This is a genomic window from Pseudonocardia nigra, assembly GCF_019396355.1.
Lineage (GTDB): Bacteria > Actinomycetota > Actinomycetes > Mycobacteriales > Pseudonocardiaceae > Pseudonocardia > Pseudonocardia nigra.
Genome location: NZ_JAHKRK010000246.1, coordinates 1 through 10,732, shown reverse-complemented (window position 1 = coordinate 10,732; position 10,732 = coordinate 1). Strand labels below are relative to the sequence as shown.

The window sequence follows — 10,732 nt, the reverse complement described above, 5'->3', positions numbered from 1 at the left end:
GCGGGCGGCGTGAGGGGCGAGCCGCGCGTCGTCGGCCGCGCCCCCGCCGCGACGGGCGATCGCGGTGACGACGCGGTCGTGCACCTCGGCACGCTGCGGTGCCGACCACCCCGCGTAGAGCGCCTGCTGGACCAGGATGTGGACGAAGCGGTGCCCGGCCGGGTCCGGGGCCGCCGCCAGCAGCCCCGCGCCGACGGCCGGGGCGAGCCCGGCGACGACCTCCAGCGGCGGCCGCCCGGCCAGTGTTGCGAGCAGCGGCACTTCGACGTCCCGGCCGAGGACCGCGGCGAGCGCCAGTAGCTCGCGGGTGTCGTCGGGCAGCCGGCACAGCCGGGCCCGGATCGCGGCGTCGACCGTGGCCGGCACGGGCGCGTCGCGCCGCGGGGCGAGCCGCAGGATCTCGGTGAGGAAGAACGGGTTGCCGCCCGACCGTTCGTACGCGTTCCGCGGAACGCGATGCCCGGTGCTCGCGGCCACGAGCGTCGCGCAACCTCTCTCCCGAGGGGCCGTCGCGCCGTCCAATCAGGCGTTCTCCCACAGCCCCAGGGTGTTGCCCTCCGTGTCGGTGAAGTAGGCGAACGCTCCCATACCCGGGATCTCGGTCCGGGATTGCACGACCCGGCCACCTGCCCCCTGCACCTGCTCGAGTGCCTTGTCCACGGACTCGACATCGATGGTGAGCACGGGTGCCGGGGTCTCCCCGGTGCGCCGCATCAGACCCCCGTTGATCGCCCCCGGCTCGGTCGGCATCTGTGTCTGCTCGTCGACCTCCGTCGTCCGGACGATGGTGTAGTCCATCTCGGGCATGTCCTGCACCTGCCATCCGAAGATCGACCGGTAGAACTCCTTCGCCCGGGGCACGTCATCCGCCGGGATCTCGAAGTGCACGACCTTTCGCATCTGCCGCTCCTTCCGGCTGGGGACCGTGTCGTCGCTTCTACTCCTGCAGATGTGAGTTGGACAGACCGTCCGCCGAGACGTTCCGGGGCGGCAACGGCCCCCGGACCTGAGGGCGGGGTCAGGCGAGCAGCGGGGCCAGGCGCTCGGCGTGCTCGCGCAGGAGCCCGACGAGCTCGTCGTTCGGCTCCGCCACGCGGTGCGGCGGACCGGCGAGCGCGAGTCCGCCGACGAGGGAGCCGTCGCCCGGGGCGCGGACGGGGACGGCGAGGCAGCCCCGGTCCGGGCGCAGTTCGCCGCACTGGCGGGCGAGGCCGGTCGCGGCGACGGTCGCGAGCTCCCGGTCCAGCGCGGCTGCGTCGACGAGCGTGTGTTCGGTGAACCGGCGCAGGTCCCGCGCGACGGCCCGCCAGTCCGGCTGCTCGGCCAGCAGCAGCTTCCCGAGCGCGCACGCGTGCGGGTAGCGGGCGAGGAGGGCGGGTTCGGCGGGTGGGTGGTCGGGATCCGCGTCGACGAGCGTGACCTGTCCGGCGGTGAACGACGCGAGGTGCACGCCCCAGCGGACCAGCCCGCGCAGGTGGTCCACGACGGCGCGGGCCGCGGTGCACGGCGTCGAGACGACGGGCAGGGCCAGCCGCGCGGCCCGGCGGCCCAGCGCGAAGCCGCGCAGGTCGGGCAGCCGCACGAGGTACTCCTCGGCGACGAGCAGGTTGAGCAGCCGGTAGGTGGTGGCCTGCGGCAGCTTGAGGGCGGCCGAGATCTCCTTCGCGGTGACTCCCGGCCCGGTCGCGACGACCTCCTCGAGCACGGCCAGCGCGCTGCGGACCGCGCGCGGCTGGCGCCCGGACAGCGGGAGCGGGTCGAGGCCGCTCACGACGTCCGCCCGAGATGGACGTCGGCGACCGACGGCTCGTCGTAGACGCCGATGCCGGCCAGCTCGCGCGGGCGCCACGCCCGCAGCACCGCGTACCAGGCCACCGCGGCGAGCACCAGCGCCCCGAGCACCACCGGGACCGCCCCGCCCAGCGCGGACACCACGAACGCGCCGCACACCCCCGCGAGCACCGGCACCACGATCGCGGTGACCACCACCGGGGCGACGGTGAGCTCGCCGATCCGGCGCAGGAACAGTGGCGCGGCGAGCGACACCAGCAGGTAGGCGACGAGGTAGCCGGCCGTCGCGACGGTCAGCATGCCCCGCAGGACCGTCAGGCCGGGCACGCCCGCCGCCAGCAGCGCCGCGGGGACGGCGCCGGCGACCGGGAGCGCGACGGCGATCGCGACGTGCGGGGTGCGGTAGCGGCGGTGGGTGGCGCCGAGCGCGCGCGGCACGATCCCGTCGCGTGCCATCGAGAACAGCACGCGCACCAGCGCGTTCGTCGTCGCCAGCGTGGAGGCCACGAAGGAGGTGATGATGCCGAGGTCGAGCAGGACGGCCAGCCAGGGTGTGCCGTGCGCCGCCGCGAGGCTCACCACCGGCTCGGGCTGGCCGCCGAGCGCCCCGGCGAACCCGACGACCTGGGTGTGGGCGGCGAGCAGGGACAGCAGCCCGACCACGCCCGCCGTGCCGAGCACCGCGCGCGGCACGGACACGAACGGTCGCCGCGCCTCCACACCGAGTGTGGTGGCGGCCTCGAAGCCGATGAACGCCCCCAGCGCGGGCAGGACCCCGGCGGCGACCCCGGCGAAGCTCCCGCCCGCGGTGCCGGCGGCGGGTGCCGGCACCTGCGGTCCGGCGAGCAGCACCGTGAAGATCACGACCATCAGCGCGATCGAGACGGCCTCCACGGCGAGCACGATCCGGGCCGACAGCCGCACGCCGCGCAGCACCAGCCCGGCCGCGACGGCGGCGAGCAGCACGACCGCCACGGCCCCCACGACGGGCGGCGCCCGCCAGCCCAGCCGGCCCAGCAGGGCGTCGGTGTAGATCGCGGCGCCGGTCAGCGCGGCCATGACGAGCACCGCGTAGCCGGCGAGCAGCGCGGCACCGCACGCGAACGCCGCCGCGGGGCCGAGCCCCTTCGCGGTGAGGCTGTAGAGCGAGCCCGCCGCGGCCATCCGGCGGGTGAACGTCGCGATGCAGGCGCCGACCAGCAGCGCCACCGCGGTCGCGAGCACGAACGACCACACGGTGGCCGTGCCGGCCGTCGCGGCGACGATCGCCGGGACCGTCGCCATCCCGGCGGCGGGGGCGGCGCTGGACACCGACTGGGCGAGCACCTCGAGCGGGCGGAGCCCGCGCCGGTCCAGGCCGTGCACGGGCGAGCGGCGCCGCAGCCCGGCGAGGCCCCCGTTCCGCATGGCACACCTCCGACGATCCACACCCCCGACGATCGCGGAGGGACGCTAACCCGGTGCGCGGCGGCGCGACAGGCGGGAACGGGTCGAACGAGAATCGCCGCCGCCGGATTCTCGCCTCATGAGAGCCGTCACAGCGGGCTTTCGCGGAAGGGGAGAGCGCCCTTTGACGGCGCGGCCCGCGCGCGGCGACCGTCGCTGACCACGCGCTCGCCAGCCCATCAAGGAGGATCTGCCATGACCACCGTCGAGGACCGGCGCGAGGCCACCACCGCAACACATCCGCTCGCCATGACCACGACCGCCGAGGTCGATCGCGTCCGGGAGGCCCTGGCCGCCGCGGGCCTGCTCACCGACACCGTCCGCTTCGCGTTCTTCGCCCCGGAGGAGCCGCCCAAGGCCGAGGTGCTGGCGCACTCCGACGGCGCACCGCTCGACCGCCGGTTCCGGGCGGTTCTGCTCGACCTCGCGACCGGCCGGTCCTGGGACACCGTGGTGTCGGCGACCAGCGGGGACGTCGTGTCGTCCCGGGAGCTCGACCCGCCGCGTGACGGCCAGCCCCCGATCATCGACGCCGAGTTCGAGATGATCGAGGACATCCTGGGCGCCGACGAGGGCTGGACGGCGGCGTTGCGCACGCGGGGCATCGAGCCGGGGTCGGTGCGAGCGGTGCCGCTCTCGGCGGGCGTGTACGATCACCCCGAGGAGGTCGGCCGCCGGCTCGTGCGCGCCTTCGGGTTCCGCCAGGACCACGAGAAGGACTCGCCGTGGGCGCACCCCGTCGACGGGCTCGTCGCCTACGTCGACCTCACCGACCGGCGCGTCACGCGGCTCGTCGACGTCGCCGAGCTGCCGGTGCCGGCCACGTCCGGCAACTTCGACGACCCCGACGTGCAGGGCCCGCCGCTCGACTCGCTCAAGCCGATCGAGATCACCCAGCCCGAGGGCCGCAGCTTCACCGTGGCGGACGGCCGCGTCCGCTGGGGCAAGTGGGACCTGCGCGTCGGGTTCAACGAGCGCGAGGGCCTGACGCTGCACCAGATCGCCTTCGACGGGCGGCCGATCTGCTACCGCGCCTCGGTGGCGGAGATGGTGGTGCCCTACGCCGACCCGGCGCCGGTGCGGTTCTGGCAGAACTACTTCGACTGCGGCGAGTACATGTTCGCCCGCTACGCCGACTCGCTCCAGCTGGGCTGCGACTGCCTCGGCGACATCCACTACCTCGACGCGGTGATCGCCGATGACCTCGGCAGGCCCAAGACGATCACCAACGCGATCTGCATGCACGAGGAGGACTTCGGGGTCCTCTGGAAGCACTCGGAGATGTTCACCGGGGCACGGGAGGTGCGCCGCCAGCGCCGCCTGGTGATCTCGTTCTTCACACCGATCGGCAACTACGACTACGGCTTCTACTGGTACCTCTACCTCGACGGCACGATCCAGCTCGAGGTCAAGGCCACCGGCATCGTGTTCACCGCGGCCTACCCCGAGGGTGGCAACGACTACGCCACCGAGGTCGCGCCCGGGCTCGGCGCGCCCTACCACCAGCACCTGTTCTCGGCGCGCCTGGACATGACCGTCGACGGCGTGCGCAACGCCGTCGAGGAGGTGGAGGCCCAGCGGGTGCCGATGGGCGAGGACAACCCGTATGGCAATGCGTTCCGCCAGCGGCGCACCCGGCTCACCCGGGAGTCGCAGGCGCAGCGCCGCGCGGACGGGTCGGTGGTGCGGACCTGGCACATCGTCAACCCGGAGAAGCAGAACGCGCTGGGCCAGGACGTCGGCTACGCGCTGCTGGCCGAGGGCAAGGCGGCGCTGCTGGCCGACGAGGCGTCGTCCATCCACGCGCGGGCGACCTTCGCGACGAACCACCTGTGGGTCACCCGCTACGACCCGGCGGAGCGCTACCCCGCGGGCGACTTCGTCAACCAGAACCCCGGCGGCGCCGGGCTGCCCGCATGGGTGCAGGCCGACCGGGACATCGACGGCGAGGACGTCGTCGTGTGGCACACCTTCGGCACCACGCACTTCCCGCGCCCGGAGGACTGGCCGATCATGCCCGTCGACTACACCGGCTTCACGCTGAAGCCGGTCGGCTTCTTCGACCGCAACCCGGCGCTGGACGTGCCCCCGACCCGTGGCTCGCACTGCCACGGGGGCGGCGGGGACGACGTGCACGGCCCGGCGAAGGAGCGCGGCGGCGATGACGACTGACGCGACGGCCGGCCCCACCGCTGCCGTCCGGGCGAGCGGCGGATTCCACCGGACGCTGGGCCTGCGCGACGTCATCGCGCAGAGCCTGTCGGTGATCGCTCCGGCGATGTCGGGGGCGTTCCTCACCTACCTGGCGTCGACCAAGGCGGGTGGCGCGACGCCGCTGGCGTACCTGCTCGGCACGCTGGCGATGCTCGCCGTCGGCGGGACGGTCGCGATGTTCGCGCGGTCGCTGTCCTCGGCTGGGTCGATGTACACCTACATCACCCGCGGCGGGGGCAAGGCGCTCGGCTTCCTCGGCGGGTGGTGCTACGCCGCGGCGTTCCTCGTGCTCGGCGGCGCGGTGCTGTGCGGATTCGGGTTCTTCACCGCGAGCCTCGTCGCGCTGCTCACCGGCGCGGACCCCGCCTGGTACTGGTTCTCCCTCGGCGGGCTCGTCGTGATCGCGCTGATGAGCCTGTTCGACATCCGCGCATCGACGCGCACCCAGCTGGCGATCCTGCTCGTCACGATGCTCGCCCTGCTGGTCGTCGCCGTCGTGGTGATCGCGATCGGGTCTCCTGCCGTCAGCGTGATCGACGGGACGACGCCGGTGGCCGAGCCGGGCCGCAGCCTCGACCTCGCGGCCTTCTGGCCGTCGGCGGCGGGCGTGTCGTGGACCGGCGTGCTGTTCGGCCTGTCGTTCGCGATGCTGTCGTTCACCGGCGCGGAGGCCAGCGCGGTGCTGTCGGAGGAGACGCGCGACCCGCGGCGGGCCATCCCGCGCGCGATCATCGGGTCCATCGTCGCGGCCGGGCTGTTCTACCTCGTGATCACCTACGCCACGGCGGTGGGGTTCGGCGTGCAGCAGGCGGCGACGGACTGGCCGGCATCCGTCGCTGGGCTCGCCGCGGTTGCGCCCGACGACAGGGTCGCCGCGGTGGTGCTGGCCTGCGCCGCGCTGGCCAGCCTGTTCTGCGCACTGGGGGTGCACATCGCGGTCTCGCGGGTGCTGTTCGCGATGGGCCGCGAGCGCGTGCTGCCGGCGTGGCTGGGCGTGCTGCACCCGCGCTGGGGCACGCCGTGGCGCGCGATCGGGCTCGACCTCGCGGTGTGGGTGGTGCTCGCCGCCGCGTCGGTGCTGCTCACCACTCGGGAGAGCCAGGTCGCGCTGGCCGGCGGGATCGACGACGGCCTCACCGGCGGAGTCTTCCTGTTCACCTTCCTCGCGGGCATCGGGACGCCGTTGGTGATGGGCGTGTACCTCCTGCTCGGGATCGCCGGCGCGGCGCAGGGCAGGCGCACCGGGCGGCCCGGCTTCACGGTGACGGCCGTGCTCGCGGCGCTCGTCGGGGCGCTCGCGATGTTCGGCGGGCTGTACTACTCGTTCGTGCCGGCCGCGCCGGGCGCGGAGATCCCGCTGCAGATCGCGATGGTGCCGTGGGTGTGCCTCGCCGTCGCCGCGGTGGGACTGGCGGTGGCCGCCTGGACCCGCCGCTACCGCCGGACGGTGTGGGCCGACATGGGCCGGATCTTCGACGAGGTCTAGGAGGGTGGTGTGGCGGGCGGATGCCCGCCACACCACCCGTCAGCCCGAGTGGACGCCGAGGCCCTCGGCCGTGCGCTGCAGAGCGCCCCAGGTGTTCACGGGCAGCGGCACCCCGCTCGCCAGCCGCGCCGCCCGGTTGCGGGCCTCCGGCTCGCCGGGCGCGAGGACGGGCTCGGCGGCGTCGATCGGGCTCGCCGACAGCACCCAGTCCAGGTACTCGCGGGCGATCCGCTCGAACTCGGCCTGTGTGCCGAAGTGCGCGGGGGAGAGGTAGATCGAGAGCATCCCGTTCGCGATCCCGCGCCGCTCGCCCTCGACGGGCCCGGCGCAGCCACCGCCGGTGAACGCGCCGGCGAGCAGCTCGCACATCAGCGCGAGCCCCGAGCCCTTGTGCTCGCCGAACGCGCGGATCGCCCCCGCGCCGGCTCCCGACCTGCGGATGTCCGTGGGGCCGTAGTCGCCGTAGAGGACATGGGGATCGTCGGACTTGCGCCCCTCCGGGGTGATCAGCGCGTCCGGGGGCAGCGGCTTGCCGCCGTAGGACGCCACCTGGACCTTGCCCTCGGCCACCAGCGACGTGGCGAAGTCCAGCACCAGCGGCCGCTCCGGCAGCGGCAGCCCGACGGCGAACGGCGCCGTCGAGAACCGCCGCTCGGTCGCCCCGAACGGCGCCACCAACGGCGACCCGGCGACGTTGACGAAGTGGATCGAGATCAGCCCGGCGGCGAGCGCGGTCTCGGCGTACGCGCCGACGCGGCCGATGTGCCCGGCGCCGCGCAACGCGACGATGCAGCTGCCGTTCGCCGCCGCCCGCTCCACGCCCAGGGCGACGGCCTGGGCGGCGATCGTCTGCCCGAAGCCGCGGTGCCCGTCGAGCAGCACGAACGCGCCCCCGTCGGTGACGACCTCGGCGGTCCGCCCGGGCCGCACCCAGCCGGCCTGCATCCAGTCGACGTAGAGCGGCACGCGGACCACGCCGTGGCTGTCGTGCCCGGCCAGGTTCGCCCCGACGAGCTCCCGGGCGATCAGCGCGCTCTCCTCGTCGGAGCAACCGGCCTTGGCGAAGATCGCACGGACCAGCTCCTCCAGCTCGGCGGCGGGGACGAGGTGCGTCGGCGCGGTGTCGGGTGGGTTCATCTCAGGGCTCGTCACGGTTCCAGGATGGCCGATCGGCCCGGGACGCGGTGTCCTGCTACAACACCTCCGGGGGGTTCCTGTCGATGTCGATCGAGCAGGTGCTCGACAACACCCGCGCGGCCGTGGCCGCCGGGATCGGCGGCATCAAGATCAAGGTGGGCCAGCCGGACGCGAAGATCGACCTCACCCGGGTCGCCGCCGTCCGGGAGGCGCTCGGTGACGGCTTCCCGCTGATGGTGGACGCCAACCAGCAGTGGAACCGCAGCACCGCCATCCGGATGGGCCGGGCGCTGGAGGACCTGGACCTGGTGTGGATCGAGGAGCCGCTCGACGCCTACGACGCCGAGGGCCACGCCGCGCTCGCCCGCGAGCTCGCCACCCCGATCGCGACGGGCGAGATGCTCACCAGCCCCGCCGAGCACGAGGAGCTGCTGCGGCACGGCGCGGTCGACTTCCTGCAGCCCGACGCCCCGCGCGTCGGCGGGATCACCCCGTTCCTCAAGATCATGGCCCGCGGGCAGCAGGCCGGTGTGCGCCTGGCCCCGCACTTCGCGATGGAGATTCACCTGCACCTCGCCGCCGCCTACGAGATCGACCCGTGGGTGGAGCACTTCGACTGGCTGCAGCCGCTGTTCCCCGAGCGCCTCGAGATCGCCGACGGCCGGATGCTCGTCCCCGCCCGCCCCGGCCTGGGCTTCTCGCTCAGCGAGCAGGCCCGCGCCTGGACCACCGACGCCGTCCGGATCGACGCGGACGGGACGGCCACGACGGTGGGGTGAGCCACCGGCGACATGGGAGACTGGATGCATGGCGACTCGGGAGGATGTACACCGGCTGGTCGATGCGGTGCCCGAGGCACGGCTGCCTGCGGTGGAGCAAGTGCTGCGCGCCTCCCTCGGCGGACCCGTGCCTACTGCGCCGCGCCAGTTCGCCAGCGCCGGTGCACTGTCGGCTGAGCACGATTTCGCGGAACGATCCGAGGAGATCCTCCGCGAGCACGACGGTGACACCGCGGCCGACAGTGAGCGCGCGCGCGGGTGATCGTCGTTGATACCGGTCCGATCGTGGCCTTGGTCAACGATCGGGACGACCACCACGAGCGCTGTCGGGATCTCCTGGCCAACCATCCGGGTCCGCTGTTGGTCCCGACGACGGTGTTCACCGAGGTGTGTCTCCTCCTGGAGCGTCGCCGCGGCACGCGGGCGGAGCTGGCCTTCCTCACCGATGTCAGGGCCGGCTTGTTCACGATGCTCGAAACGACTTCTGCAGATCTCGACCGCATTGCCGAACTCGTCGAGGCGTACGCCGACCTGCCGCTCGGCACGGTGGATGCGTCCGTGATCGCGCTGGCCGAGCGGCTCGGCCTGCCCGCAGTCGCCACTTTGGATCACCGGCATTTCGGGATCGTGCGGCCCCGCCATGTCACCGCGTTCACCCTTCTGCCGTAAGTTCGGATCTTCGGCAGCGGTGGCGCGGCGCGCGTCCGGGCTCGGGTAGAGTGGCGATCATGCGGCTGCAGCCGTATCGACCGAAGGAGGTGAGCCCCATTACCGCTGGTTCAGGCTGGGCGCTCCCACCTCACGGCCGTACGGCCACCCCGAGCTAGGGGCGACCGCGGGAGCGCCTTCGGGCATCGCGAAAGGCTCCCATGTCAGCTCCTCCTTCTTCCGTTTCCCCCTCCGTCGTCGTCGCCCGGCTCCGCGCGGCGGGCTGCGTCTTCGCCGAGGACGAGGCTCGCCTGCTCCTCGCCGAGGCCCGCACTCCCGGCGACCTCGCCGCGATGGTCGAGCGCCGCGTCGCGGGGCTGCCGCTGGAACACGTACTCGGCTGGGCGGAGTTCTGCGGCCTGCGGATCGCCGTGGATCCCGGCGTCTTCGTCCCGCGCCGCCGCACCGAGTTCCTCGTCCGCGAGGCCGCGGCCCTCGCCCGGCCCGGCGCCGTGATCGTCGACCTGTGCTGCGGCTCCGGCGCGCTCGGCGTCGCACTGGCCGCCGCGCTGGGTCGGGCCGAGCTGCACGCCGCCGACATCGACCCCGCCGCGGTGCGGTGCGCCCGCCGCAACGTCGAGGCCGGAGGCGGCCTGGTGTACGAGGGCGACCTCGACGAGCCCCTGCCGCCGTCGCTGCACGGCCGTGTCGACGTCCTCGTCGCCAACGCCCCCTACGTCCCCACCGAGGCGGTGCGGCTGATGCCGCCGGAGGCCCGCGACCACGAGGCCCGCGTGGCACTCGACGGCGGCGCCGACGGGCTCGACGTGCAGCGCCGGGTGGCCGCCGCGGCGCCCCGGTGGCTCGCCCCCGGCGGGTCGCTGTTGATCGAGACCAGTGCACGGCAGGCCCCGCTCACCGTCGCCGCGATCGCCGCCGCCGGGCTGGTGCCGCGGGTGGTCACGTCCGAGGAGGCCGACGCCACCGTCGTGATCGGAGTCCGATCTGCGAGCTGACACGTCACGGACGCGGTATCGCGCTCGCTCGCCGCGCTCTCCCTGGGCTCGGCGAGCTCGCCCGGGAATGCAACGCGGAGAGCACAGGGCCCGGGGGCTTATTCACAAGTCTGAATGGTGACTGCTCTTCGTGACATGAGGGGTACGTCGAGCACTTGATCACGAGTCGGTCTCAATTCGTGCTTGACCGCGTGTCGCGCGAGAAGCGCAACAGC

General features: G+C 73.7%; 10 protein-coding genes and 1 pseudogene. 6 read left to right on the top strand and 5 right to left on the bottom strand.

All coding sequences use genetic code 11. The features are described 5' to 3' along the window. The 4 genes and pseudogenes from KME75_RS35915 to KME75_RS35900 form a co-directional block, all read right to left on the bottom strand. Positions 1-477: pseudogene (locus KME75_RS35915) on the bottom strand (hypothetical protein); the annotation flags it as partial. A 45-nt stretch (positions 478-522) separates the two neighbouring features. Continuing rightward, positions 523-900, bottom strand: a complete 378-nt coding sequence (locus KME75_RS35910) for a VOC family protein (RefSeq protein ID WP_219419398.1) — start codon at positions 898-900, stop codon at positions 523-525. Between the two features lie 118 nt (positions 901-1,018). Beyond that, complete coding sequence (locus KME75_RS35905; protein WP_219419397.1) at positions 1,019-1,771, bottom strand: IclR family transcriptional regulator; 753 nt, start codon at positions 1,769-1,771, stop codon at positions 1,019-1,021. Further along, entirely contained in the window at positions 1,768-3,198 is a 1,431-nt protein-coding gene (locus KME75_RS35900) for an APC family permease (protein ID WP_219419396.1), read from the bottom strand. Before KME75_RS35900 ends, KME75_RS35905 begins: the two co-directional genes overlap by 4 nt. A 234-nt stretch (positions 3,199-3,432) precedes the next feature. Between KME75_RS35900 and KME75_RS35895 the strand changes: the two genes are divergently transcribed. Both KME75_RS35895 and KME75_RS35890 read left to right on the top strand, forming a co-directional pair. Continuing rightward, positions 3,433-5,409 (top strand): primary-amine oxidase, encoded by a 1,977-nt coding sequence (locus tag KME75_RS35895; RefSeq protein ID WP_219419395.1) that lies wholly within the window; start codon positions 3,433-3,435, stop codon positions 5,407-5,409. Beyond that, positions 5,399-6,937 carry an APC family permease gene (locus KME75_RS35890; protein WP_219419394.1) on the top strand — a complete coding sequence of 513 codons (1,539 nt, stop codon included), beginning with the start codon at positions 5,399-5,401 and terminating at the stop codon, positions 6,935-6,937. The genes KME75_RS35895 and KME75_RS35890 overlap by 11 nt, the downstream gene beginning before the upstream one ends. 39 nt (positions 6,938-6,976) lie before the next feature. On the opposite strand, the gene KME75_RS35885 is transcribed toward KME75_RS35890, so the two are convergent. After that, positions 6,977-8,089: a malate/lactate/ureidoglycolate dehydrogenase gene (locus tag KME75_RS35885; protein ID WP_308283399.1), complete on the bottom strand. Its 1,113-nt coding sequence runs from the start codon at positions 8,087-8,089 to the stop codon at positions 6,977-6,979. A gap of 68 nt (positions 8,090-8,157) precedes the next feature. On the opposite strand from KME75_RS35885, the gene KME75_RS35880 reads away from it, so the two are divergent. The 4 genes from KME75_RS35880 (at position 8,158) to KME75_RS35865 (ending at position 10,517) form a co-directional block, all read left to right on the top strand. Further along, on the top strand, positions 8,158-8,853 hold the full coding sequence (locus KME75_RS35880) for a mandelate racemase/muconate lactonizing enzyme family protein (protein WP_219419393.1): 696 nt from the start codon (positions 8,158-8,160) through the stop codon (positions 8,851-8,853). A 28-nt stretch (positions 8,854-8,881) separates the two neighbouring features. After that, a complete protein-coding gene (locus KME75_RS35875; RefSeq protein WP_219419392.1) occupies positions 8,882-9,115 on the top strand; it encodes a hypothetical protein in 234 nt (77 codons plus the stop codon). Continuing rightward, a complete protein-coding gene (locus tag KME75_RS35870; protein WP_219419391.1) occupies positions 9,112-9,522 on the top strand; it encodes a type II toxin-antitoxin system VapC family toxin in 411 nt (136 codons plus the stop codon). Before KME75_RS35875 ends, KME75_RS35870 begins: the two co-directional genes overlap by 4 nt. Before the next feature lie 200 nt (positions 9,523-9,722). Continuing rightward, entirely contained in the window at positions 9,723-10,517 is a 795-nt protein-coding gene (locus tag KME75_RS35865) for a putative protein N(5)-glutamine methyltransferase (protein ID WP_219419390.1), read from the top strand. Positions 10,518-10,732: the final 215 nt, after the last annotated feature.

Excerpts from the sequence above, each read along its gene's own strand:
- KME75_RS35910 (WP_219419398.1), bottom strand. The coding sequence starts at position 900 with ATGCGAAAGGTCGTGCACTTCGAGATCCCGGCGGATGACGTGCCCCGG.
- KME75_RS35900 (WP_219419396.1), bottom strand. The coding sequence starts at position 3,198 with ATGCGGAACGGGGGCCTCGCCGGGCTGCGGCGCCGCTCGCCCGTGCAC.
- KME75_RS35895 (WP_219419395.1), top strand. The coding sequence starts at position 3,433 with ATGACCACCGTCGAGGACCGGCGCGAGGCCACCACCGCAACACATCCG.
- KME75_RS35890 (WP_219419394.1), top strand. The coding sequence starts at position 5,399 with ATGACGACTGACGCGACGGCCGGCCCCACCGCTGCCGTCCGGGCGAGC.
- KME75_RS35880 (WP_219419393.1), top strand. The coding sequence starts at position 8,158 with ATGTCGATCGAGCAGGTGCTCGACAACACCCGCGCGGCCGTGGCCGCC.
- KME75_RS35875 (WP_219419392.1), top strand. The coding sequence starts at position 8,882 with ATGGCGACTCGGGAGGATGTACACCGGCTGGTCGATGCGGTGCCCGAG.
- KME75_RS35865 (WP_219419390.1), top strand. The coding sequence starts at position 9,723 with ATGTCAGCTCCTCCTTCTTCCGTTTCCCCCTCCGTCGTCGTCGCCCGG.